This is a genomic window from uncultured Corynebacterium sp., assembly GCF_947253065.1.
Lineage (GTDB): Bacteria > Actinomycetota > Actinomycetes > Mycobacteriales > Mycobacteriaceae > Corynebacterium.
In genome coordinates this window covers 1-21584 of record NZ_CAMXWS010000007.1, presented here as the reverse complement: position 1 = coordinate 21584, position 21584 = coordinate 1, and the positions used below count along the sequence as shown (strand labels likewise).

At 60.7% G+C, this 21584-nt stretch carries 29 protein-coding genes and 1 riboswitch; of the genes, 11 read left to right on the top strand and 18 right to left on the bottom strand.

From position 1 onward, the window contains the following. Positions 1-167 precede the first annotated feature (167 nt). Complete coding sequence (locus tag Q0X21_RS03095; RefSeq protein WP_297850280.1) at positions 168-1175, top strand: L-lactate dehydrogenase; 1008 nt, start codon at positions 168-170, stop codon at positions 1173-1175. 198 nt (positions 1176-1373) lie between these two features. Here the strand turns inward: Q0X21_RS03095 and rplE are convergent, their stop codons facing one another. Genes rplE through rplN form a run of 3 tightly spaced genes read right to left on the bottom strand, consistent with a single transcriptional unit; the run spans position 1374 to position 2638 of the window. Continuing rightward, a complete protein-coding gene (gene rplE / locus Q0X21_RS03090; RefSeq protein WP_297850278.1) occupies positions 1374-1955 on the bottom strand; it encodes a 50S ribosomal protein L5 in 582 nt (193 codons plus the stop codon). Next, positions 1955-2269, bottom strand: coding sequence for a 50S ribosomal protein L24 (gene rplX / locus Q0X21_RS03085; protein WP_297850277.1), 315 nt, complete (start codon positions 2267-2269; stop codon positions 1955-1957). The genes rplE and rplX overlap by 1 nt, the downstream gene beginning before the upstream one ends. Then, on the bottom strand, positions 2270-2638 hold the full coding sequence (gene rplN, locus Q0X21_RS03080) for a 50S ribosomal protein L14 (RefSeq protein ID WP_034664252.1): 369 nt from the start codon (positions 2636-2638) through the stop codon (positions 2270-2272). A 258-nt stretch (positions 2639-2896) separates the two neighbouring features. Next, positions 2897-3002: riboswitch (TPP riboswitch) on the top strand. Between rplN and Q0X21_RS03075 the strand changes: the two genes are divergently transcribed. The 4 genes from Q0X21_RS03075 (at position 2992) to Q0X21_RS03060 (ending at position 8932) form a co-directional block, all read left to right on the top strand. Beyond that, positions 2992-4569 (top strand): bifunctional hydroxymethylpyrimidine kinase/phosphomethylpyrimidine kinase, encoded by a 1578-nt coding sequence (locus tag Q0X21_RS03075; protein ID WP_297850276.1) that lies wholly within the window; start codon positions 2992-2994, stop codon positions 4567-4569. (Overlaps the previous riboswitch by 11 nt.) A 67-nt stretch (positions 4570-4636) precedes the next feature. Next, on the top strand, positions 4637-5431 hold the full coding sequence (locus Q0X21_RS03070) for a formate/nitrite transporter family protein (RefSeq protein WP_297850275.1): 795 nt from the start codon (positions 4637-4639) through the stop codon (positions 5429-5431). Positions 5432-5475: 44 nt separating this feature from the next. Beyond that, positions 5476-7347, top strand: a complete 1872-nt coding sequence (locus Q0X21_RS03065; RefSeq protein ID WP_367172675.1) for an ABC transporter — start codon at positions 5476-5478, stop codon at positions 7345-7347. Continuing rightward, positions 7334-8932 carry a GTPase family protein gene (locus Q0X21_RS03060; protein ID WP_297850274.1) on the top strand — a complete coding sequence of 533 codons (1599 nt, stop codon included), beginning with the start codon at positions 7334-7336 and terminating at the stop codon, positions 8930-8932. Before Q0X21_RS03065 ends, Q0X21_RS03060 begins: the two co-directional genes overlap by 14 nt. Here the strand turns inward: Q0X21_RS03060 and Q0X21_RS03055 are convergent. The 12 genes from Q0X21_RS03055 to rpsJ all read right to left on the bottom strand — a co-directional run bounded on the left by Q0X21_RS03055 (position 8929) and on the right by rpsJ (position 15033). Beyond that, a complete protein-coding gene (locus Q0X21_RS03055) occupies positions 8929-9798 on the bottom strand; it encodes a hypothetical protein (RefSeq protein WP_297850273.1) in 870 nt (289 codons plus the stop codon). The genes Q0X21_RS03060 and Q0X21_RS03055 overlap by 4 nt on opposite strands. A 93-nt stretch (positions 9799-9891) precedes the next feature. Further along, positions 9892-10158 carry a 30S ribosomal protein S17 gene (gene rpsQ, locus Q0X21_RS03050; RefSeq protein WP_297850272.1) on the bottom strand — a complete coding sequence of 89 codons (267 nt, stop codon included), beginning with the start codon at positions 10156-10158 and terminating at the stop codon, positions 9892-9894. Next, the gene (gene rpmC, locus Q0X21_RS03045) at positions 10158-10391 is read right to left on the bottom strand and encodes a 50S ribosomal protein L29 (protein WP_297850271.1); all 234 of its coding nucleotides are present in this window, start codon (positions 10389-10391) and stop codon (positions 10158-10160) included. Before rpmC ends, rpsQ begins: the two co-directional genes overlap by 1 nt. Continuing rightward, on the bottom strand, positions 10391-10807 hold the full coding sequence (rplP, locus tag Q0X21_RS03040; RefSeq protein WP_210574973.1) for a 50S ribosomal protein L16: 417 nt from the start codon (positions 10805-10807) through the stop codon (positions 10391-10393). The genes rpmC and rplP overlap by 1 nt, the downstream gene beginning before the upstream one ends. A gap of 5 nt (positions 10808-10812) precedes the next feature. Continuing rightward, positions 10813-11556 carry a 30S ribosomal protein S3 gene (rpsC, locus tag Q0X21_RS03035; RefSeq protein ID WP_297850270.1) on the bottom strand — a complete coding sequence of 248 codons (744 nt, stop codon included), beginning with the start codon at positions 11554-11556 and terminating at the stop codon, positions 10813-10815. Between the two features lie 3 nt (positions 11557-11559). Then, the gene (gene rplV / locus Q0X21_RS03030; RefSeq protein WP_076599108.1) at positions 11560-11916 is read right to left on the bottom strand and encodes a 50S ribosomal protein L22; all 357 of its coding nucleotides are present in this window, start codon (positions 11914-11916) and stop codon (positions 11560-11562) included. Positions 11917-11919: 3 nt separating this feature from the next. Further along, positions 11920-12195, bottom strand: a complete 276-nt coding sequence (gene rpsS / locus Q0X21_RS03025) for a 30S ribosomal protein S19 (RefSeq protein ID WP_297850269.1) — start codon at positions 12193-12195, stop codon at positions 11920-11922. A 16-nt stretch (positions 12196-12211) separates the two neighbouring features. After that, on the bottom strand, positions 12212-13048 hold the full coding sequence (rplB, locus tag Q0X21_RS03020) for a 50S ribosomal protein L2 (protein ID WP_297850268.1): 837 nt from the start codon (positions 13046-13048) through the stop codon (positions 12212-12214). Positions 13049-13089: 41 nt separating this feature from the next. Next, complete coding sequence (gene rplW, locus Q0X21_RS03015; RefSeq protein ID WP_297850267.1) at positions 13090-13392, bottom strand: 50S ribosomal protein L23; 303 nt, start codon at positions 13390-13392, stop codon at positions 13090-13092. Next, positions 13392-14063, bottom strand: coding sequence for a 50S ribosomal protein L4 (gene rplD / locus Q0X21_RS03010; protein WP_297850266.1), 672 nt, complete (start codon positions 14061-14063; stop codon positions 13392-13394). Before rplD ends, rplW begins: the two co-directional genes overlap by 1 nt. Next, positions 14060-14713, bottom strand: a complete 654-nt coding sequence (gene rplC / locus Q0X21_RS03005) for a 50S ribosomal protein L3 (protein ID WP_297850265.1) — start codon at positions 14711-14713, stop codon at positions 14060-14062. The genes rplD and rplC overlap by 4 nt, the downstream gene beginning before the upstream one ends. A gap of 14 nt (positions 14714-14727) precedes the next feature. After that, positions 14728-15033 (bottom strand): 30S ribosomal protein S10, encoded by a 306-nt coding sequence (rpsJ, locus tag Q0X21_RS03000; RefSeq protein ID WP_003848085.1) that lies wholly within the window; start codon positions 15031-15033, stop codon positions 14728-14730. Positions 15034-15629: 596 nt separating this feature from the next. Here rpsJ and Q0X21_RS02995 point away from each other — a divergent pair. The 6 genes from Q0X21_RS02995 to Q0X21_RS02970 all read left to right on the top strand — a co-directional run bounded on the left by Q0X21_RS02995 (position 15630) and on the right by Q0X21_RS02970 (position 18861). Further along, complete coding sequence (locus Q0X21_RS02995) at positions 15630-16109, top strand: Asp23/Gls24 family envelope stress response protein (protein WP_297850264.1); 480 nt, start codon at positions 15630-15632, stop codon at positions 16107-16109. A 2-nt stretch (positions 16110-16111) separates the two neighbouring features. Beyond that, positions 16112-16441 (top strand): hypothetical protein, encoded by a 330-nt coding sequence (locus Q0X21_RS02990; RefSeq protein WP_297850263.1) that lies wholly within the window; start codon positions 16112-16114, stop codon positions 16439-16441. A gap of 71 nt (positions 16442-16512) precedes the next feature. Next, positions 16513-16713: a hypothetical protein gene (locus Q0X21_RS02985; protein ID WP_297850262.1), complete on the top strand. Its 201-nt coding sequence runs from the start codon at positions 16513-16515 to the stop codon at positions 16711-16713. Then, a complete protein-coding gene (locus Q0X21_RS02980) occupies positions 16713-17732 on the top strand; it encodes an Asp23/Gls24 family envelope stress response protein (RefSeq protein WP_297850261.1) in 1020 nt (339 codons plus the stop codon). Before Q0X21_RS02985 ends, Q0X21_RS02980 begins: the two co-directional genes overlap by 1 nt. Before the next feature lie 5 nt (positions 17733-17737). After that, positions 17738-18304, top strand: coding sequence for a hypothetical protein (locus tag Q0X21_RS02975; RefSeq protein ID WP_297850260.1), 567 nt, complete (start codon positions 17738-17740; stop codon positions 18302-18304). Beyond that, entirely contained in the window at positions 18301-18861 is a 561-nt protein-coding gene (locus Q0X21_RS02970) for a hypothetical protein (RefSeq protein ID WP_297850259.1), read from the top strand. The genes Q0X21_RS02975 and Q0X21_RS02970 overlap by 4 nt, the downstream gene beginning before the upstream one ends. Here the strand turns inward: Q0X21_RS02970 and Q0X21_RS02965 are convergent. The 3 genes from Q0X21_RS02965 to Q0X21_RS02955 all read right to left on the bottom strand — a co-directional run. Further along, positions 18858-19553, bottom strand: coding sequence for a hypothetical protein (locus tag Q0X21_RS02965; protein WP_297850257.1), 696 nt, complete (start codon positions 19551-19553; stop codon positions 18858-18860). The two genes, Q0X21_RS02970 and Q0X21_RS02965, sit on opposite strands and share 4 nt — an antisense overlap. Before the next feature lie 37 nt (positions 19554-19590). Next, positions 19591-20649: an HNH endonuclease signature motif containing protein gene (locus Q0X21_RS02960; protein WP_297850256.1), complete on the bottom strand. Its 1059-nt coding sequence runs from the start codon at positions 20647-20649 to the stop codon at positions 19591-19593. A 126-nt stretch (positions 20650-20775) separates the two neighbouring features. Beyond that, on the bottom strand, positions 20776-21584 hold an 809-nt coding region (locus Q0X21_RS02955; protein ID WP_297850255.1), incomplete at its 5' end, for an elongation factor Tu.

The following is a 21584-nucleotide window of genomic DNA, read 5'->3' as shown; positions in this document are numbered from 1 at the left end:
CATGAAAGGTACACCGCTTTTTCTATCGCGACCCCCTACCCACACCGCTTCCTTTCGAACACTGACCTGTGGATAACTCCGAATCGGGCACAATCAGACATTCGGCGCTAATCTCGGAACTAAGGCTGCTCAATAGCACAGCAGCAAACACGAGCGAAGGAGCATCAATGATCCATCCGAACGCATCGCACAAGGCCGGAGAAAACGGCACCACCCCAACCCCCGGCAAGAAGGTCGTCCTGATCGGCGCCGGTGACGTCGGAATGGCCTACGCATCGGCCATCGTGAACCAGGGCCTGTGTGACCAGCTGGCCATCATCGATCTGAACGAAGAAAAGGTCTGGGGCGAAGTCCAGGACCTGAACCACGCGGTTCCGTGGTCCGGCCACAACACCCGTGTCACCCAGGGCACCTACGAGGACTGCCGCGATGCAGCAATCGTGGTCAACTGCGCTGGTGTCGCGCAGCGTGATGGTGAGACCCGCCTTGAGCTGGTCGGCCGCAATGTGAAGATCTTCAAGTCCATCGTCGACGAGGTTATGGCCCACGGCTTCAACGGCATCTTCCTTGTTGCAACCAACCCGGTCGACGTTCTCTCCTATGCAACCTGGAAGTTCTCCGGCTTGCCGTCCTCCCAGGTCATCGGTTCCGGCACCGTCCTCGACACCGCACGCTACCGCCACGCACTTGGGGAGTACTTCGGCGTCGCTGCCTCCAACGTCCACGCGTACATCATCGGTGAGCACGGTGACACCGAGCTGGCTGCTGTTTCCTCCGGTTCCGTTGCGGGCATTCCGCTGAACACCCGCTTGGAAAAGCTGGCACAGACTGATCCGAACGTCACCGAGAAGATGGACGAGATCTTCGTTAAGACCCGCGACGCGGCATACGACATCATCCGCGCCAAGGGCTCCACCAGCTACGGCATCGGCGGCGGTCTCGCCCGCATCACCCGTGCTGTACTCCGTAACGAAGAGGTCGTCCTCCCGGTCAGTGCACTGCTCGAGGGCCAGTACGGCGAGGAAGACATCTACATTGGTACTCCGGCCATGATCAACCGCAACGGTATCCAGGATGTCATTGAGCTCAACCTCGATGAGAAGGAGTCCGAGCAGTTCGCCCACTCCGCAAAGGTGCTGCGCGATGTGATGAAGCAAGCTGAGCTGGTCGACTAACCAATTTCAGCACCAGGACGTAAGTCACGTCCTTTCCTCTGCCGGTGTGGGTACATAGTGCTCGCACCGGCATTTTTAATGCCCGACATTGCCACCTGCACGTTATCGACGGGTTCAGTAGCTACAAACAGCGAACCCCGCCACCCGGTAGAAGAAATACCAGGTGGCGGGGGCTATTTTTCGTCGATAAGCAAAAGCTTACGGACGCTGCATCTTGCCGTCCTTGTCCTTGAACGGGAAGCCGAAGTGACGCAGCAGCGCACGGCCTTCCTCGTCGTTGGTAGCAGACGTCACGATGGTGATGTCCATACCGCGCGGACGATCAATCTTGTCCACGTCGATCTCGTAGAACATGGTCTGCTCAGACAGGCCGAACGTGTAGTTGCCGTTGCCGTCGAACTGGGTGTCCGACAGACCACGGAAGTCACGAATACGCGGAAGAGCAACCGTCAGAAGACGGTCCATGAACTCCCACATACGGTCGCCACGCAGGGTGACCTTCGCACCAATCGGCATGCCTTCGCGCAGCTTGAAGTTAGCGATGGACTTCTTCGCACGACGCAGCTGCGGCTTCTGACCAGTAATAGCGGTCAGGTCCTCGAGTGCACCGTTGATCACCTTGGAGTCACGAGCAGCGTCGCCGACACCCATGTTGACCACAATCTTGGTCAGACCCGGGATCTGCATGACGTTCTCGTAGCCGAACTCCTCAGAGAGCTTGCCGCGAATATCGTCCTTGTAACGCGTCTTCAGACGCGGCGTGTAATTAGCCTCGGTCATTAGATGTCCTTCCCGTTCGACTTGGCGACGCGGACCTTCTTGCCGTTCTCATCGAAGCGGTAGCCCACACGGGTCGGATTGCCCTCGGAATCAACGACCATCACGTTGGACACGTGGATCGGAGCTTCCTGGGTGACGATGCCGCCGGACTCAGCGCCGCGCTCGTTGTAAGAGTTGGCCACGTGCTTCTTCACGCGGTTAACGCCCTCGACGAGGACGCGGTCGCGCTTCGGGTAAGCCTCAATGACGCGACCCTGCGCGCCCTTGTCCTTACCAGCGATGACCTGAACCATATCGCCCTTTTTGATCTTCAACTAGATCACCTCCGGTGCGAGAGACACGATCTTCATGAACTTCTTGTCGCGCAGCTCACGTGCAACCGGGCCGAAGATACGGGTACCGCGGGGCTCAGTGTCGTTCTTGATCAGAACGGCTGCGTTCTCGTCGAACGAGATGTAGGAACCGTCCGGACGACGGGTCTCCTTCTTCGCGCGCACGATGACGGCGCGAACGATCTCGCCTTCCTTGACGTTGCCGCCCGGGGCAGCTTCCTTCACGGTGGCGACAATCGTGTCGCCGATACCGGCGAAGCGTCGAACAGAACCGCCGAGCACCTGGATGCACAGAATTTCGCGTGCACCAGTGTTGTCGGCGACCTTCAGACGCGATTCTTTCTGAATCACTTTTGGTCTCCTGACCTGGATCAATGTGCGCCAGATTTCCGTCCTGCACGCACGTGGTCAATGTCTATTTGTGCCTATCCGCTTATCGACGAACAGTGCTCACTGTCGAAGGGTCTCGCAGCCTCAACTCGGAAACGCGCATCAGCTACGACCAGCGCTAGACAACTGTGGTATTAAACCACGTCGCTGCTGCTTTACCCAAATCCCCGCCGCGCCCGACCTTCTACCCCCGTGAGCAGGCGTTCGCGTACGATATCGGAACAAGACACGGGGTGCCACGCGAACCAATAGACACGTGGCTGAGATAACACCCGTTGAACCTGATCGAACCAGTATTCGCGGAGGAATGTCTGATGGCTTCTTTGCCTAATTCTTTGTCTACTTCCAATTGCGCTATCCCGAATGTGCTGTCCATTGCGGGAACGGACCCCACGGGCGGGGCAGGGATCCAGGCGGACTTGAAGTCGATCTCAGCTGCCGGCGGTTATGGCATGTGCGTGGTGACGGCGCTAGTGGCGCAGAACACGCACGGGGTGCGCAGCATCCACGTTCCCCCGCAGGACTTCCTGAAGGAGCAGCTGGACGCGGTCTTCGACGACGTCGAGGTGGATGCGGTGAAGATCGGCATGCTGGGTGATGTGGACACCACCAATACGGTCTCGACGTATTTGGCGGCACACCCGGTCGAACTGGTTGTGGTGGATCCGGTGATGGTGGCTACGAGTGGGGATCGTTTGCTCACCGAGGACGCGGAGGAGGCGATGCGGCAGTTCGTGAGGGATCACGCGAGCGTCGTCACGCCGAATATTCCAGAACTCGCTGTGCTCGCGAACACGACGCCTGCGAAAACCTTCGACGAAGCCATCGAGCAAGGTCGCGCGTACGCGAGGGCAGCGAATGTCAAGGTTGTGGTCAAGGGCGGCCACCTGGAAGAGAATTACGCGTCGAACGCGTTGGTCAGCCCCGAAGGCGAGATCCAAGTCGTTCACGTCCCCCGCGTGAATACGAAGAATACGCACGGCACGGGGTGCTCACTGTCGTCCGCGCTGGCCACGCGCCTGGCCATCGACGCAGACACCGCACTTTCATGGACGTCGAGCTGGCTCCACGAAGCAATCGCGCACGCCGATGAGCTCAACGTCGGATCCGGCCACGGGCCCGTCGATCACTTCCACCGTTCGCGTCGCCTCGCAGCAGCAGGATCCACAACGCCGTGGAAGCTTGACGACGACTGGACCGCCCCCTCCTCCCCCTCACTCGAGCCCAAAATCGCTGCAGCCGGCCCATTCACCCGCGAACTCTGGGACAAAGCGGCCAAGAAGGTATGGCCAGAAACACTGGACCTCCCCTTCATTCGTGCACTGCGCGATGGCACCCTGCCAGAGGAGAGTTTCGCCTTCTACCTCGTCCAAGATGCCTACTACCTGCGCGAATACTCCCGCGCACTCGCGACAGTGAGCGCGAAGGCGCCCGATGCGGAAGACCAAGTGTGGTGGTCACAATCCGCCACTGTCGCGATCGAAGCCGAATCGGAATTGCACCGGAATTGGATCTCCCAACACCACGTGGAAGCTGACACTCCACCCTCCCCGATCACTCTTGGATACGTGAATATGCTCACATCACAAGCCGCGCTCGGAGACTACGTTGTTGGCGCTGCGGCCGTTTTGCCGTGCTTCTGGCTCTACGCAGAAGTCGGTTTACACCTCGCCGAAAACAACAATCCGGACCATCCGTACAACGCATGGCTATCGATGTACGGCGGCGAAGATTTCGTAGATGCCGTGCGTATGGCGCTGCAATCCGTAGAAAAGGCACTGTCGAACGCCTCGGAAGCTCAGCGGGCCGACGCGGCCGACGCATTCATGTACGCGTGCTACTACGAACGCGAATTCTTTGATCAGGCCTCACGGACAAAAGCAAATGCATAGCACATAAGAGTCGCTCGCGGGCGGAAATGGGTTAGCCACTTTTCCCAGAATCATTTAGTTTGGAAGAGTGAGTTTCAGTGAGAAGGCCCCCGTATCAATCCAGAATAAGCTCGACCTTTTCGGTCGTGAACCAGGTCGCCTTGCCTTGCGAAGCGTCATGGCTGGTGTCTACCTGGGCATCATGACTGCTTTCGCAGCCGCGACTGCAACTCTGACTGAGGCATACGCCCCGGGCTGGGGCAAGTACCCCTTCGCAATGCTTTTCGCGGTGACGCTGTACATCATGGTCGTCCTCCAGGCGGAGTTGGCGACCGGCAACATGATGTTCATGACCTACGGATACGTGCACAAATTGAACAACATATCGCGTGGTCTTGTGATCATCTTGTTTGTCACGTTCTTCAACTTGGTCGGCGCAATTGCTGTTTCATATTTGATCTCGTTGACCACAACGGGACAAAATGCCATGGACACGCTCCCCTTCCTTGCGGACCTGTGGGAAGCGAAGCTGGCTAAGCCAAGCGGCACCCTGTTCATCGAGGCCATCCTGGCCAACATGGTTGTCAATATCGGCTTCATTCTTACCGCCCAGGCCGGTAAGGACCACAGCGCCAAGATCTGGGCAGTCGCAATTGTCATTCCGTCCTTCGCCGCCATGGGCTATGAGCACTCGATCGCTAACTTCGTGCTCACTACCCTGGCTGGCTTCATGTTCGACCCATCCTCCATTGACGGCTTCACCATCGGCAACGTGGCACGCAACTGGGCACTGGTCTGGCTGGGCAACCTCGTCGGTGGCGGCCTGATCATGGGCGGTATTTATGGCTGGTTGAACCGCACCCGCACGAATTACCGCGACTAAGGCATAATCCCCGCGTCAGCTGGCCATCTGCCAGAATGAATCAGGTGAGTGCTTCTACCCCTGACATGCTTGATGCGATGCGCCGGGTGCGCGATGCCGTCGCAGGCACGCGTATCGACGGCGCCGCAGGCGACGACGCCCGCGCCATTGTGAACCAACTGGACGATTATGTCCTGCCCCGCCTGGCCAACCTCGATGCGCCGCTCTTGGCGGTTATCGGTGGCTCGACGGGTTCCGGCAAGTCCACGCTGGTCAATGCCGTGCTCCGTGAGCGCGTTTCCAATCCCGGCGTGATCCGCCCGACCACGCGCCAGCCAGTGCTGGTCGCTAATCCTGCGGACGCGGATTGGTTCAATTCGCCACAGGTCCTACCAGGTCTCGCGCGTTCGCACGGCGCTGGCGATGAGCAGTCAACGACGCTGCGTCTCGTCCCGACAGGCAGCATCCCAGAGGGGCTCGCGCTTCTCGACGCCCCCGATTTCGACTCCATCGACGACCGCAACCGCGCTCTGGCTTCGCAGTTGCTCGCTGCCGCTGATCTCTGGGTGTTCGTCACTACCCCAGCCCGCTATGCCGACCAGTTGGTGTGGAATTTCCTCCACGACGCCGCCGGACGCGGCATTGAGGTCGTGGTGGTACTCAACCGCCTCGATGAAGCATCAGCAGCAACAGTTCCCGATGACCTGCGCCGCATGATGAATGAAGCCGGCCTGGGCAACGCTACTGTTTTCACGGTCCCCTTCGTCCCTGATCTCGGCGGTGAGAACGGGGAAGAGTTCCTACAAGACACTCTGGTCGCCGAACTGCGCTCGTATTTGACGGGCCTCGCTGAAGACTCTGCTGCACGCCGTGCCGTCGCGGGCAAGACGGTGGTGGGAGCGGCATCGGGGGCGCTGGGGCGCGTCGATAAACTGATTGAAGCGCGTTCCCGCCAGGAAGCGTTCGCCGCGCAACTCGACAGCGCGATCAGCGAACAGTATTCCGCTGCCCACAGCCACGTCATCGACGCCACCTCCGACGGCAAGATGTTGCGCACCGAAGTCATGGACAGGTGGCAAGACATCGTGGGCACGTCCGATGTGACCCGCAGTTTTGAGCGCTGGTTCTCCCAGGCAGTAGATAAGGTGGGCAGCTTCTTCAGCGGCGAGCCCGCTCCCCTGCGGGAGGTGGAAACCGAACTGGAATCCGGGCTGCACGCAGTCATCGTCGACGCGGCCGACACCGCCGCCGCACGTTCCTGGTCCCACATCGGCTCCGTCGCACCGGATCTCCGCGCAGAAGCCGACCCCGCACTCGCGCGCTCAAGTGCAGATATCGACGAGCTCGCTGCCACCCTCGTCCGCGACTGGCAAGCAGCCCTGCTCGACCGCATCCAAGAGACCGCCGGCTCGAAGCGGCAACGCGCACGCGCCATGTCCTTCGGCCTGAATGTGCTCACTGTTGCGCTCATGCTCGTGGTGTTCGCTTCCACCGCCGGACTGACTGGCGGCGAAGTAGCCATCGCCGGCGGTTCTGCAGTCCTTGGCCAGAAGCTACTGGAGACGATGTTCGGCGAGGACACCGTTCGACGCATGGCCACCGATGCCCGCAATGACCTCAACGAGCGTCTCCGCCAGCTGCTCCAACGCGAGCGCGAGCGCTATTTCCCAGTCACGGATCCCCTGCTGGAAGGCACTAGGGCTGAAGAGTTGGAACACGCCGCGGTGACGGCGCATGCCGCCGTTGGCGAGCGCTTCCCCGAGCTGGCCGGCACAGCCCGCCCCGCCCGCGCAGAGCTAGCGCCGACAGAACAGGCGCCCACAACGCTCGACGAGACTGCCGAACGCGGCCCGCTTCGTGACCTGTTCGCGCAATTGCGTGGCGGATTCCAACGCCCGAACGCACCGGAGGAAGGCGACTCCAATGGCACTGTTTAAACGCACGGCATCTCTCGGTGATCGTCTCACAGCTCTCAGCGAAGCTTCTGAGATCGGCGCGCCGTACCTCTCCCCTACGCAGCGCGAACGCCTCGAGTCAATCGCTCGTGCAGGCGCTGAACGACGTGCCCTGTCAGCCGAGCACACCGTCGTCGGATTCTTCGGGGCGACCGGTTCGGGAAAGACATCGCTTTTCAATGCAGTAGTTGGCGAAGACCTGGGCAAAGCAGCCGCCCGCCGCCCAACCACTTCGTCTCCGTTGGCCGCGATCTGGGAGCCGAATGGTTCTGAGGAACTCCTCGACTGGCTCGAGGTAGAAGACCGCCGCAATCGCAACGGTGAATTCGCCTCCAAAGCCGGCCCGTTGATCCTGTTGGACCTTCCCGATTTCGACTCGGTGGAGCAGGCTAACCGCGAGATCGCAGAACGTCTGGCATCCCAGGTCGATGTCCTTGTGTGGGTCTCGGACCCGGAGAAATACGCCGACAGTGTCATTCATGACCAGTTCATCCGCCCCCACGCGAACCACTCCGCCGTGACGCTGGCCGTGCTGAACAAAACGGACCTGCTTGCGCAGTCCGATCTGCCGACGGTCTCCCAGTCCTTCGCTCAGCTCTTGCGCGATGATGGCCTGCAAAATGTCAGCGTCATCCCCACCTCCACCCACACCGGCGCTGGGATCGAGGATCTGCGCGCCGCGATCGCTCGTGTTGCCCAGGCGCACACGGCGCAATCCGCACGCATCGAAGCGGATATCGCTTCCGCGACAGAGGAGTATCGGGATGCGGGGAAGGCGGGGGACGTCGATAAGCGTGCAAAGCGTGAACTGGATGGGGTGCTCGCCCAGGCTGCGGGCGCGGACCGCGTGGCTACCTCGACGGCTGCCGCCTACCGCAAGCGTCTGCATGAACGCACCGGCTGGCTGCTGACATCTTGGGTGACACGTTTCCGTCCTGACCCGCTCAAGCGCATGGGATTGCGCGAAGAAGCTGATGAGGTCGGCGTGCACCGCTCCTCCTTGCCCGAGTTGGACGCCGCATCAAAGGCGGTAGCTAACCGAGGCGTGCGCAACTACGCCACCGCCGCCGCAGCAGACCTCCCACCGGAATGGGCGTCAGCCGTCTCCGACCGCGCCGACGAGGTGGCCACACGTCTCCCTGCTGCCCTCGACCGCGCCGTCGCCCGCACGCGCTTGCCTGCGGAGCCGTCGAAAGCCTGGTCGCTGCTCACCATCGTTCAATGGTTGGCGCTGCTCGCCGCGCTGATCGGTGTGCTGTGGTACCTCATCGTCGCGTTCGTGCCAGGTGTGCTCACTCCGCTTTTGGGCAGTGACCTCGTCCCGGATGTCGAGGGCTGGCCCATTCCCACCCTGCTCATCATGGCCGGACTACTGACGGGCCTGGTCATCGGGCTCGTCACTGCAGTTTTCGGCGGGGTGATCGGCGCGGGAGTCAAACGCAGGACGCGATCAGCATTACGAAAAGAAATCGCCGCGACATCTGAGACCGAAGTCGTCGCACCGCTTGGAGTGATCCGCGACGATTATGCCCGCTTCACCGAGCGCATCGCCGTCGCTGCGGGCTAGTCGCCAACCATTTCGCGGTGCAGCTCGCCACCCGGGCCGCTTACGATCACATTGGCGGGTTTCCCGTCGACCGACTCGCGCAGAATCTCCTTGATGGGCTGCAGGTCATCAGGGTTGAACGCGCCGTCCGCGTAGAAATACCACACGCTCACAGGCCCGCCGTTGGCCACGTGATACAGGTATAGCGAGCTTGCGGCATCGACGCGTTCGGCCTGCGCAACGAGCTCGCTCAGCGTCACGCCATCAGCACGCAGTGCGAGATTCGGGCTGGCCGCGCCCCATCCCGGCACCCCTTCCTCACGCACAGGGTGATGCAGCGGGAACCCACGCAGCATGAAGATGGCACCTTCACCCAGGTGCGCATACGCCCTGTCGCGGAAGTCACGGGCAGCAGCATCGCTTATCGACGCCTCCCTATCCACCTCCACAGCCACTCCCCCACCCGGGCCCGCTGCCTTGATTGAGACCTCCGCTACCTCCGGTGCCGCGAATGGCTCTAATAGTTCTCCGGCCTCTGCTCCGAACTCGGCGGATGGGAATGAGCCCTGCCACTTAAAACCAGTGTTGCCTAGCTGCGCTTTCACATGAGACGTCAACTCCTGGTCAAGCTCTTCCCCCTTTTCGCGCAGCGCGACCAAGGCAGCGACAAACTCAGCGACGTCTTCTGCTGCCACCGTCCCGCCGACCGAGATCGTGCCAGACGGAAAACCGCCCGCAATGACCGGGGAAAACTTCAGATCTTCAAAGGCCGGGTCAGACGCAGCCCACTGCTCCAGCGCACCGCGCTCACTTTCCGACGGGTCGCCGCACCCAGAAAGAGCAAGCACCACCGCGCCGACCACGCCACCAATGACCTTCCGCAACATGCGCACCATCTTAAAAGACAAAAAGCGCCCGCCCTCCGCATCCGAAGAAAGGATGGGAGGGCGGGCGTACGAGACGTCGATAAGCGAAAGTGCTTAGCGAGCCTTCTCGATGATCTCAACGAGACGGAAGTGCTTGTCCTTGGACAGCGGACGCGTCTCCTCGATACGGACGAGATCGCCGACACCAGCGGTGTTCTCCTCGTCGTGTGCCTTCACACGCTTGGTGGTACGGACAATCTTGCCGTACAGAGCGTGGGACTTGCGGTCCTCGATCTCAACAACGATGGTCTTATCCATCTTGTCGGACACGACGTAGCCGCGGCGGCGCTTCTGCAGAGCCTTAGTAGTTGCTTCAGACATTAGTTAGCTCCTTCACCAGGGACGGTGGACAGGCCAAGCTCGCGCTCACGCAGCACGGTGTAAAGACGTGCGATGTCGCGCTTCACCGCCGGGATACGACGGTTGTTGGTCAGCTGACCGGTAGCAAGCTGAAAACGCAGGTTGAACAGCTCTTCTTTGAGAGCGCCCAGGCGGTCGTTCAGCTCAGCATCGGAGAGCTCACGGAACTCGTGTGCAGGGGTTCCAGTAGCCATTAGAACTGGTCCTCCTTCGAGATGATACGAGTCTTGCACGGCAGCTTAGCGCCAGCACGGCGCAGAGCTTCCTGAGCGACAGCCTCGTTCGGGTAGGACATTTCGAACAGGATGCGGCCAGGCTTAACGTTGGCCACCCACTTCTCCACCGGGCCCTTACCGGAACCCATACGCACGCCGAGCGGCTTCTGGGTCAGCGGACGATCCGGGAAGATGTTGATCCAGACCTTGCCGCCACGCTTGACGTGACGGTTGATGGCAATACGGGCTGCCTCAATCTGGCGGTTGGTGATGTAAGCCGGCTCGAGAGCCTGCAGGCCGAAGTCACCGAAGTTGATGGTGTTGCCGCCCTTGGACACGCCGGAACGACCCGGACGGTGCTGGCGACGGTACTTAACGCGCTTAGGGATAAGCATGTGTCTTAGCCCTCCTTCTTCTGCTCTGCGCGCTGGCGACGCTGGCCACCGCGGCGGGGACGGCGGTCACCGCGGCCGCGGCGGTCATTGCCCGGAGCGTTCAGCTCGGACTCGCGCACGCCACCAACGACGTCGCCCTTGTAGATCCACACCTTGACACCGATGTTGCCGAAGGTGGTCTCTGCTTCAGCCAGGCCGTAGTCGATCTCCGCACGCAGGGTGTGGAGCGGGACGCGGCCCTCGTGGTAGCGCTCAACGCGGGACATCTCAGCACCGCCGAGACGGCCGGAGCACTGGATCTTGATGCCCTTGACCTGCGGCTGGCGCATTGCAGACTGGATAGCCTTGCGCATTGCGCGGCGGAATGCCACGCGGTTGACCAGCTGCTCAGCCACGTTCTGGGCGACCAGTGCGGCGTTAGCGTCAACGTTCTTGACCTCGAGGATGTTGAGGGCGACCATCTTGCCAGTGAGCTTCTCCAGCTCACGGCGGATGCGGTCAGCCTCAGCACCGCGGCGGCCGATCACGATACCCGGACGAGCCGTGTGGATGTCCACGCGGACACGGTCGCGGGTGCGCTCGATGACAACGTCAGCGATGCCGGCGCGCTGCAGGTTCTTGTTCAGGAACTCGCGGATCTTGATGTCTTCAGCGACGTAGTCCGCGTAGGACTTGTCGGCGTACCAGTGGGACTTCCAGTCGGAAGTGATGCCCAGCCGGAGGCCGTGCGGGTGGATTTTCTGACCCATTGCTTATGCCTCCTTCTGGCTTTCAACTACCACGGTGATGTGGCAGGTGCGCTTACGGATCTGGAAGGCGCGGCCCTGTGCGCGCGGCTGGTAGCGGCGCATGGTCGGGCCTTCGTTGGCGTATGCCTCGGAGATGACCAGCGTGCGCGGGTCAAGACCGAAGTTGTTCTCGGCGTTCGCTGCTGCGGACGCGACGACCTTGGCCACCTGGGTGGACACGGTCTGCGGCGCGTACTTCAGGATAGCGAGAGCCTCGGACACGGACTTGCCGCGGACGAGATCGAGAACACGGTTCGCCTTCATCTGGGAAGTGCGCACATATTTCGCGGTTGCGTGTGCGGAAGTGATCGTTTCACTCATCGCTTATCGACGCCCCTTCTCATCCTTGACGTGACCCTTGAAGGTCTTGGTCGGTGCGAACTCACCGAGCTTGTGGCCGACCATGGACTCATCGACGAACACCGGCACGTGCTTACGGCCGTCGTGGACGGCGAAGGTGTGACCGATGAAATCGGGGAGAATGGTCGAACGACGGGACCAGGTCTTGATGACCTGCTTGGTTCCAGCCTCGTTCTGTGCGTCCACCTTGTTGAGGAGGTGTTCGTCTACGAACGGGCCTTTCTTCAGGCTGCGTGGCATGTGAAGTTACCTCCTCTTAGCGCTTCTTATTCGGGCGACGGCGGCGCACGATCATGTTGTTGGAATAACGGTTCGGGTTGCGGGTGCGACCTTCCTTCTGGCCCCACGGGGAAACCGGGTGGCGGCCACCGGAGGTCTTGCCCTCGCCACCACCGTGCGGGTGGTCGACCGGGTTCATGACAACACCGCGGACAGTGGGCCTCCAGCCCTTCCAGCGCATACGGCCGGCCTTGCCCCAACGGATGTTGATCTGGTCAGCGTTGCCGACCTCACCAACGGTTGCACGGCAACGGATGTCCACGCGGCGGATTTCAGAAGACGGCATACGCAGGACTGCGTAGCTGCCTTCCTTACCCAGCAGCTGGATGGACGTACCAGCGGAGCGTGCCAGCTTGGCACCTGCGCCCGGCTTGAGCTCCACAGCGTGGATCGTCGTACCGGTCGGGATGTTGCGCAGCGGCAGGTTGTTGCCAACCTTGATATCAGCTGCAGCGCCAGCCTCAATGACGGTGCCCTGGGTCAGGCCCTTCGGTGCGATGATGTAACGCTTCTCGCCATCTGCGTAGTGCAGCAGAGCGATGTTAGCGGTGCGGTTCGGGTCGTACTCGATGTGAGCGACCTTTGCCGGAACGCCGTCCTTGTCGGAACGACGGAAGTCGATCACGCGCCACTGGCGCTTGTGACCGCCGCCGCGGTGACGGGTAGTGATGTGACCGTGGGAGTTACGGCCACCCTTCTTCGGGAGCGGTCGCACCAGGGACTTTTCCGGAGTCGAGCGAGTGATCTCCTCGAACTCGGAAACGGAACTGTTGCGGCGACCCGGGGTTGTCGGCTTGTACTTACGAATAGCCATAGTTTGTCCTCTTTAGATCTCTCTTTTCGGTGAGATCGCCCTTAGGCGACGCCGCCGAAAATGTCGATGGAGTCGCTGCCCTCGCGGAGGGTGACGTACGCGCGCTTGGTGTCCTTCCGCTTGCCCCAACCGTTGCGGGAGCGCTTGCGCTTGCCCTCACGGTTGACGGTGTTCACGGAAGCGACCTTCACGCCGAAGATGTCCTCCACGGCAATCTTGATCTGGGTCTTGTTCGCGTTCGGGTTGACGTAGAACGTGTAGGTGTTCTGTTCCATCAGCGCGTAGGTCTTCTCAGAGACGACCGGGGCGATGATGATGTCGCGCGAGTTAGCTGTCTTAGCCATTAGTTCTCCTCGCTTTCTGCTGCTGCGGCCACGGCTTCACCGTTTGCGCGGTTGACGAAGTCGTGCAGAGCCTCAACGGAGAAGACGACATCGTCAGCGTTGAGAACGTCGTATGCGTTCAGCTGGCCCGGCTCGAGGATGGTCACGCCCGGCAGGTTCCGTGCGGAAAGACGGGAGTTAGCGTCCTCGCGGCCGATGACCAGAAGAACCGACTTGCGGTCCGTCAGGCGCTCGATGAAAGTGCGAGCGGACTTCGTCGACGGGTTCTGACCCGGAACGAGCTCCTCGACCACGTGGATGCGGTCGTTCTGAGCGCGGTTGGTCAGGGCGCCGGCGAGAGCGGCCTTGATCATCTTCTTCGGGGTGCGCTGCGCGTAAGAACGCGGCTGCGGACCGTGGACAGTGCCACCACCAGTGAAGTGCGGTGCACGGATCGAGCCCTGACGAGCGCGACCGGTGCCCTTCTGGCGGAACGGCTTCTTACCACCGCCGGCAACCATGCCACGAGTCTTCGTAGCGTGGGTGCCCTGGCGCTTCGCGGCGAGCTGTGCAATGACGACCTGGTGCATCAGCGGAACCGATGCTTCGCGGTCGAAGAACTCAGCCGGGAGCTCAACGGAACCCTTGGTGGCTCCGTCTGCGGTGTGGACATCGAGTGTCAGGTTTGTCATGCGTGAGCACCGCCCTTCACTGCGGTCTTGACGGTAACCAGGCTGCCCTTAGCACCAGGGATAGCACCCTTGATGAGGAGCAGGTTCGAGTCGCCGTCGATCCTTTGAATCTTGAGGTTCTGGGTGGTGACACGGTTGCCGCCCATGCGGCCAGCCATGCGCGTGCCCTTGAACACGCGGCCCGGGGTAGCACAGCCACCGATGGAGCCGACGCGACGGTGCGCAGCCTGGTTACCGTGAGCGGCACCCTGGCCAGCAAAGCCGTGACGCTTCATAGCGCCTGCGTAACCCTTGCCCTTAGTGGTGCCGGCAACGTCAACGAAGGTATCGCCATCGAAGATGTTGACGGTCACTTCCTGGCCGAGCTCGTAAGCAGAGGTGTCATCCATGCGGATCTCTGCCACGTGACGGCGCGGGTTCTGGCCAGCCTTCTTGTAGTGGCCTGCCTGAGGCTTCTTCGTCTTACGGGGATCAATCTCGCCGTAAGCGATCTGGATGGCGGAGTAGCCATCGGTCTCTTCAGTGCGGATCTGGGTGACAACGCACGGCCCAGCCTCGACGACGGTCACCGGAATGACCCGGTTCTCCTCGTCGAAGATCTGGGTCATACCGAGCTTGCGGCCCAGAATGCCCTTGATCTCGTTAGTCATATGTTTTGTTCTCCCTACTGGATGTTCACGTCAACGCTCGCGGGGAGGTCGATGCGCATGAGGGCATCAACCGTCTTCGGCGTCGGGTCGAGGATGTCAATGAGGCGCTTGTGGGTGCGCATCTCAAAGTGCTCGCGCGAGTCCTTGTACTTGTGGGGAGAACGAATAACGGCGTACACGTTCTTTTCAGTGGGCAACGGCACCGGTCCAACGACACGGGCACCCGTGCGGGTAACCGTTTCCACGATCTTCTTCGCAGATGCGTCGATCGCTTCGTGGTCGTAGGCCTTGAGCCGAATGCGGATCTTCTGTCCCGCCACGTTAACCTCTTCCTCGCTATCTCACTTTTCATCACCGATGAAAGTGGTGAGATGTGTAGCTTTCAGTTTCTCTATAACGTTGTCCGGTTTAGGGCCGGCGCCAACGCCAGTGTCTGTTCAAACGAATGACTGCCATGACTTCCGCGGAAGTTGCACGCGCGCAATAAACAACGCTCGTGTCAGTGCTTCCGCTGGGAATATTCCCAGTGTCAGGCTCGGAAGGGTGTTTGAGCACATCGTTTGCACGATCCACTCACGTGGCCCTTGCGTACTGCCGCTGTTTATTTGCCATGCCCCTTCTCCGGTCCCCGGTCTCGAGAGTGCCTACTCGGTGGTGGCCTGTGCTCGATCGCAGGTCCTTCGTCGATAAGCGTGAGCTCATCGTGCAAAGGTGTCATGTTCGCTTTACCAGCGACGCGGATGCGCCGTGTTAAAGCAACCCGAGTATTCAAACACACAGGTCGTCGGAAACGCAAACTACGGAAATATATCGAAATGATGTCGATTGCTGCGCGTCATAGCCGGGCCAGACTTTTGGACATAGGATTGGCCTTTGTACATATCGCACAAGATAAAAGCCTGTTGAAAGGAATGTCATGGCAGACAACAACGCAAACCAGAACACCCCGGCTACCAATAACCCTGCGGAGGCGCCGGAGCAGCCGCGCAATGAGGTGCTTGAGACCGACCACGGCACCACCGTTATTGATGACAATGTTGTGGGCAAGATCGCAGGCATCGCCGCACGCGAGGTGTCCGGCGTGAACAACCTCGGTGGCGGCGCCGCCCGTATGTGGGGCGCTGTGCGTGAGTCCCTGACGTCTTCCACCAACGTCCAGCAGGGCGTCAATGTTGCTGTGGAGAATGGTCACGCGAGCGTCGCGGTCGCCGTCATCGCTGAGTACGGCGTGGCCATCCACGAGCTGGCAAACGCGATCCGCGAGAACATCACCATCGCGGTCACCCGTATGACCGGCCTGATCGTTGACCGCGTCGATGTCTCCGTCCACGATGTGCACCTGCCGGAAGAGACAACTGAGACCGAGACGTCCAACCAGCAGGCTCTGGACCAGTAGGAATGGCCGCATTCTCCGTCACCAAGGACACCGCGGAAACAATCCGTGACGCAGCTCTTTCTGTCGACGGTGTGGCGGGAGTCTCCGGCGGCCGCATGGGCCAAGCATTCCTGCGGGTCAGCGGCGCCATGATCGAAGGCATTCAGCTTATCGACGACACCGTCCCCCACCTCTCCCTACACCTCACCTACGACCTGCGCTCACGCCGCCAGATCCCCGAGATCGTAGGCGACGTGCGGAAGGCAGTGAGCGCTTTGCCTGTTTTCGCAGAGTCGGGCTCGGGCTCGGGCTCGGAGCCAGTCATCGACGTCGTGTTCGATGACGCTGTGTAGAGCTGTGTAGAGCTGTGTAGAGCTGGACTACCTGCAACGCATTGGAAACGTATTAGAAAAGTGGAGCACCCATGAACATCTTCTCCAATAAGACCGTCCTCGGCGCCGTCGTCGGTGTCGTGCTGGCGTTCGCTTTGATCCTCGGCGGTTGGATCGGGTTCTTCTTCACGCTGCTGTTCGGCGTTATCGGTGGTGTCGTCGGTGCGCAGCTGGAAGGCCGTATTGATTTGGCTGATTTGGTCAGCACCACCTCTGGGCGGGGTCGTAGCTAATGGATCCTGCTTCGTACCGCATTAGCGAAAAGGCCGTCGCACGCGTCGCTGAAATCGCTGTCTTGTCGGTGCCTGACGTACGCGAGATCGATGCAAAGCTCGCTGGCCTGGCCGGCAGAAGCTTCCCGCGCATCGACGCGCAAATTGACCGCCCCGGCGGCTCCGTCATCCTGGACTTGGAGATCGTGAACTCGTATCCCGCCCCCATCGGGGCAATTACCGACGAGGTCCGCCAGACCGTCAGCAACCACGTCACAACCTTGACAGGTCTCTCCGTAACAAAGGTCAACGTGAACGTCGTCGACGCTGAATCCACAGCCTTCGGTGAACGTGTCACCCGCAATGACCTCAAGCTCCACCTCACGGAGATTGCGGCAGCCCCGGTACGGGTCACTCGTTCTCAGGTGACGTCTCCGCATGTGAAAGAGCCCATCGAACTTGCGGACATCGAAGTAGACGACTCGACGTACAAAAAGATCGCATCCATCGAGGCACCTGAGCCTCAGCAGATCCGTAGCATCTCCGCTCCCCTGCCATCTCGTCCCCGCTCGGTTGAGATACCGGAGCCGCCACGCGTTGACTCGGTAGAAACACCAGAGCCATTCCAGCCAACTCTCCCCCAGTGCCCGGAGCAGACACCGTTGCGCGCGATCAGCGTCAACACCTTCGGCAGTGCCAACGGTGCGCACCCACGGTCGGTGTCACCGCCAGCCCCGGCACCGCTGCGCGACATCAACATCAAGCAGTACGCACCCCGCATCCCAGTTGAACGCCCTGCCCAGCGACCACTGCAATACATCCAGGTCGCAAGAGCTGCACAGCTCACACCCGTTTCCCTCCCGGCGCAGAAGCCACTGAGGGAAATCAGGGTGAACAGGTTGAGGTATGTGGGCGTCGATAAGCCGATGCCCGCGCCGCTCCGTGCGATCAGCGTGCCGCAGCTCGACGTCGTGAAGCCGCAAGTGCCGCAGCAGCGTCCGCTCAAGCCGATCACCATCGAAACAGAAGAGGAGGCCTAGTGCCCGTGACTGACGCGACACCCACCGGCCCCCGCGCCGGCGCCGAACCCAAGGGAAACCCCGCAGTACGGTGGCTGACTGTCCTCCTCGGAATCGTGCTGCTCACCGTCTCCGGCGTCATCGGCCGCGACCTCTGGTACCGCTACCAAGAAAACGACCCGGACAACTCGTGGATCCGACCCACGCTCGAGTGGCTCGGCACCGCAAGCGCAACACCCCTCGGCGTCACAGTCGGCATTGTCATCGCCGCGATCGGCCTGTGGTTCATCATCGCAGCGTTCAAACCACGACCGCGCCGCTACGTGCAGGTCGATTCGGCCTCATCCATCTGGCTGCGGCCGGTGGACGTGGCGCGGCGGGCGACGGCGTCGGCACGCAATGAGCTCGGGCGCACCAATATCGCCTCCCGCGCAACCCGCAAAAAGCTCACGCTGAACGTCGAAGACGACGGATCATCAGCTCTCGACCAACGCCTCTCCGACATCCTGACCGACGAGATGCAGCGCCTTACGCGACCACCCAAAGTCCGCATCAAAATCCATCAATCCACCCAACCGAAGGAGCTGGCATGACACGCACACTGGCGTTCTTTGACCGCCTGATCATCTTCCTGCTCGGCGTCCTTCTCCTCGTGGGCGGACTTGTGCCCGCTGCTTTGTACTGGGAGATCCCGTATGTCAGCGAGTACGTGCGTGGCGTGAACCGTTCGCTGCTCAGCGATGTGCCTGGCATGAATTGGTACGCGACAGCTCTCATCTGCACACTGATCGGCGCGATCATCGTGGGCATGTGGCTGATCATGCCGAATATCCGCAACCGTGGGTTCAACAGCCGGTTCATTACGCCGGCGCACGAAGATCAGGGCGAGACTCGCATCAACGTGGCGCGCGTGGCTCAGGCAGCGTGCAAGCATGCGGAGCAGTCGGAGCTCGTGGCGAGCGCAAAGCAGTCCGTCGCCTATGTTCGGGACCGTCCGACTGCAACGTTCACGATCACCGCGAATCCGAATTTCGACATTGATAGCATCGTGGCCTATGTCGAGCAGGTCGACGCGGATTTCCGGGACGCGCTAGACACCATGGATATCGACACAGTGTTCAAGCTTCACCTCGATAAGGTCACTGCTTAGCTCTCCACGAGCAGCAGCTTATCGACGATCCCCAGCCCCACCGTCTCCCCTCCACCCGACACGTAGACGAATTCTTCGCCCACGCGACAACGCACGATCTGATTCCAGGCGTGCGTTGTTTTCGTTACAGTGCGTCGCTGCGTTGTCCACAGGTGGAGCCGTTGAGTGATGAGCACTCTGCTTCCGTCAGCTAGGACGGCGAGCCACACGTGGTTGCCGATCTCAGCGCGTTCCAGCCCTTCGATATCTTCGTTAGTGGTGCTCTTGATCTGCGAAATCAATGTGACGATGCCCAGGCGATGCGCCAGTCCTTCCCCATCCATGACGGTCAACATCCGTCCAGGGCCTGTTGGGCGTACAGAGCTGTAATGCCACACACTAGGTTGCCTGTCGCGATCCCCAGAGCGCACGACCACTGCCCCGCTTTTGGTCAGTGTTACGCGTTGATCAGGGGAAAGCGTTTCAACCAAGAGGTCATCAGCGACACGGCCATCATCGTCGCGGGGTAGCTCGGAGGGGTGCGTCAAAGATTCGACAATGAGTAACTGCTCGAGTTCTTCGTCCGTCGTACCCCAACCGGCACCTCGATTGGCCAGAATGCCGAAGAGGGTGGCTAGTGGCAGGTCGGGTTGGCCTTCCCAGGCATCACGAAGCCTATCCAGGACGCGCGGAATTCGAGTCGGGTCTTGCACCCTGGTGAGTCTACGGTCCCGTCATGTGCACATGCATCTAGCTGCCGAACAGTAGGTGCATGGCTCCGTACCGGTGGGTGGTATTCGGTACCGGTTTTCCTCGTGGTGATACCCAGATTGGGCTGCCGCGTCGCCTTCGTATTCGACCCCGGTGTGTGCGCCACGGGTCATCATCATTAGTCCGGTTGTGATACCTACACACCGGCGCCAAATTCGCCATATTCGTCTCACCACCACGCGCCCAGGCAGTGATGTGGTGAATCTCGCAATGATCAGCAGCATGCCGGCACCCCGGCACCGGACACGTCGTCAACGTTGCCCGCGCCAAATCCCGCTGCTTGCTGTTAGCGAACCGCTGGGTGCGGTACAGGTTCACCGCACCTTCCGCCGGGTGGAACAACGCCACCTCAAGCTCAGCACCATGAAACTGTGCAAGGTATTCCGCACCCGTCATCGTGGTGCCATCCGACAACCCAAGAATTGTTTCATCGCCGTGGCCGCCGAGAATCTTCGTGTAATCGGATAGTGGAATCACCACCAACGGCCGCGGCACCGCTAAGGCCACCCCACCACCAGAACGCAACAGGCGGGCAAACGCCTCATACATCTGCGGACCCTCAGGACGGGTGGCATCCAAATTCTGGCGCAGGGCGTGTTCAAGGGCAGCAATATCACGCTCAGAACCTGTAGCAGTAAACGACCGCTTACCTTTACGCGATTTGGTAAACCGCACCGACGTTTTCGGGGCAGGCTTCTCCGGGACCTCCACGATGTCTTTCGCACGACGCTTCAACGTCGCGTAGTTCCCCTCCACCGACAACAGGGCCAAACGCGTCTTCCACGGATCCTTGGCCTTTTTGACCTGCTGCTCAATAAACACCAACTGATCCAACGACTTCGACGTCGAACGCGCAATCCGTACAGCATGAGCCTGCTGGCGGGAGTGCTTGGTTTTCCCGTAGTAGGTCTCGTGAACACTGGCCCATTCGGTAACACGGTTGGGGTTGGCGCCGGCATCGATGAGCAGCTGAGCATCGAAACTGCCCAGCGAGTCGATGGCGTTGGTGGCACCAACATAAACCGCGAAATCGTTCATGCCCCAAACAATAAACAGCCGGCGCCACCAAACGCAGGGCGAAGAACCAGACCTGTGGATAACTGGAGAAAAGCGAAAAGCCGCACCCCTTACGGGATGCGGCTGATCTAGGAAACTAGTCGAAGACTAGTCCAGGATCTTGGTGACGCGGCCAGCGCCGACGGTGCGGGAGCCCTCGCGGATAGCGAAGCGCAGGCCCTCGTCCATAGCGACCGGCTGAATCAGCTCGACAGACATGTCGACGTTGTCGCCCGGCATGACCATCTCGGTGCCCTCCGGCAGCTTCACAACACCGGTGACGTCGGTGGTGCGGAAGTAGAACTGCGGACGGTAGTTGTCGAAGAACGGGGTGTGGCGGCCGCCCTCGTCCTTGGACAGGACGTAGACAGAGCCCTCGAACTTGGTGTGCGGGGTGTAAGCGCCCGGCTTGATGATGACCTGGCCACGCTCAACGTCCTCACGCTTCAGACCACGGAGCAGCAGAGCAGCGTTGTCGCCAGCCTCAGCGGTGTCGAGAAGCTTGTTGAACATCTCGATGGAGGTGACGGTGGTCTTCTGGGACTTCTCGCGGATACCGATGATCTCGACCTCGTCGTTGAGGTTCAGGACACCACGCTCGACACGACCGGTAACAACGGTACCGCGGCCGGAAATGGTGAAGATGTCCTCGATCGGCATCAGGAACGGCTTGTCGGTCTCGCGCTCCGGATCCGGGATGGAGTTGTCGCATGCTTCCATGAGGTCGATCACGGACTGGACCCACTTCTCTTCGCCCTCGAGAGCCTTGAGTGCGGAGATGTGGGTGATCGGTGCTTCCTCGTCGTAGTCCTGCTCAGCGAGGAGTTCGCGGATCTCCATCTCGACGAGCTCGATGATCTCCTCGTCGTCGACCATGTCGCACTTGTTCAGTGCAACGAGGATGTACGGAACGCCAA

What these genes read in the sequence shown, in the direction of transcription:
- Q0X21_RS02990 (WP_297850263.1), top strand. Translation starts at nt 16,112, where the DNA reads ATGGCCGCATTCTCCGTCACCAAGGACACCGCGGAAACAATCCGTGAC.
- Q0X21_RS02985 (WP_297850262.1), top strand. Translation starts at nt 16,513, where the DNA reads ATGAACATCTTCTCCAATAAGACCGTCCTCGGCGCCGTCGTCGGTGTC.
- Q0X21_RS03060 (WP_297850274.1), top strand. Translation starts at nt 7,334, where the DNA reads ATGGCACTGTTTAAACGCACGGCATCTCTCGGTGATCGTCTCACAGCT.
- rpsQ (WP_297850272.1), bottom strand. Translation starts at nt 10,158, where the DNA reads ATGTCTGAAGCAACTACTAAGGCTCTGCAGAAGCGCCGCCGCGGCTAC.
- rpsC (WP_297850270.1), bottom strand. Translation starts at nt 11,556, where the DNA reads ATGGGTCAGAAAATCCACCCGCACGGCCTCCGGCTGGGCATCACTTCC.
- Q0X21_RS03075 (WP_297850276.1), top strand. Translation starts at nt 2,992, where the DNA reads ATGGCTTCTTTGCCTAATTCTTTGTCTACTTCCAATTGCGCTATCCCG.
- rplB (WP_297850268.1), bottom strand. Translation starts at nt 13,048, where the DNA reads ATGGCTATTCGTAAGTACAAGCCGACAACCCCGGGTCGCCGCAACAGT.
- rplP (WP_210574973.1), bottom strand. Translation starts at nt 10,807, where the DNA reads ATGCTTATCCCTAAGCGCGTTAAGTACCGTCGCCAGCACCGTCCGGGT.
- Q0X21_RS02980 (WP_297850261.1), top strand. Translation starts at nt 16,713, where the DNA reads ATGGATCCTGCTTCGTACCGCATTAGCGAAAAGGCCGTCGCACGCGTC.
- rplV (WP_076599108.1), bottom strand. Translation starts at nt 11,916, where the DNA reads ATGAGTGAAACGATCACTTCCGCACACGCAACCGCGAAATATGTGCGC.
- rplC (WP_297850265.1), bottom strand. Translation starts at nt 14,713, where the DNA reads ATGACTAACGAGATCAAGGGCATTCTGGGCCGCAAGCTCGGTATGACC.
- rplW (WP_297850267.1), bottom strand. Translation starts at nt 13,392, where the DNA reads ATGGCTAAGACAGCTAACTCGCGCGACATCATCATCGCCCCGGTCGTC.
- Q0X21_RS02970 (WP_297850259.1), top strand. Translation starts at nt 18,301, where the DNA reads ATGACACGCACACTGGCGTTCTTTGACCGCCTGATCATCTTCCTGCTC.
- Q0X21_RS02960 (WP_297850256.1), bottom strand. Translation starts at nt 20,649, where the DNA reads ATGAACGATTTCGCGGTTTATGTTGGTGCCACCAACGCCATCGACTCG.
- rplE (WP_297850278.1), bottom strand. Translation starts at nt 1,955, where the DNA reads ATGACCGAGGCTAATTACACGCCGCGTCTGAAGACGCGTTACAAGGAC.
- Q0X21_RS02995 (WP_297850264.1), top strand. Translation starts at nt 15,630, where the DNA reads ATGGCAGACAACAACGCAAACCAGAACACCCCGGCTACCAATAACCCT.
- Q0X21_RS03055 (WP_297850273.1), bottom strand. Translation starts at nt 9,798, where the DNA reads ATGTTGCGGAAGGTCATTGGTGGCGTGGTCGGCGCGGTGGTGCTTGCT.
- Q0X21_RS03095 (WP_297850280.1), top strand. Translation starts at nt 168, where the DNA reads ATGATCCATCCGAACGCATCGCACAAGGCCGGAGAAAACGGCACCACC.
- rplD (WP_297850266.1), bottom strand. Translation starts at nt 14,063, where the DNA reads ATGACAAACCTGACACTCGATGTCCACACCGCAGACGGAGCCACCAAG.
- rpsS (WP_297850269.1), bottom strand. Translation starts at nt 12,195, where the DNA reads ATGCCACGCAGCCTGAAGAAAGGCCCGTTCGTAGACGAACACCTCCTC.
- rpmC (WP_297850271.1), bottom strand. Translation starts at nt 10,391, where the DNA reads ATGGCTACTGGAACCCCTGCACACGAGTTCCGTGAGCTCTCCGATGCT.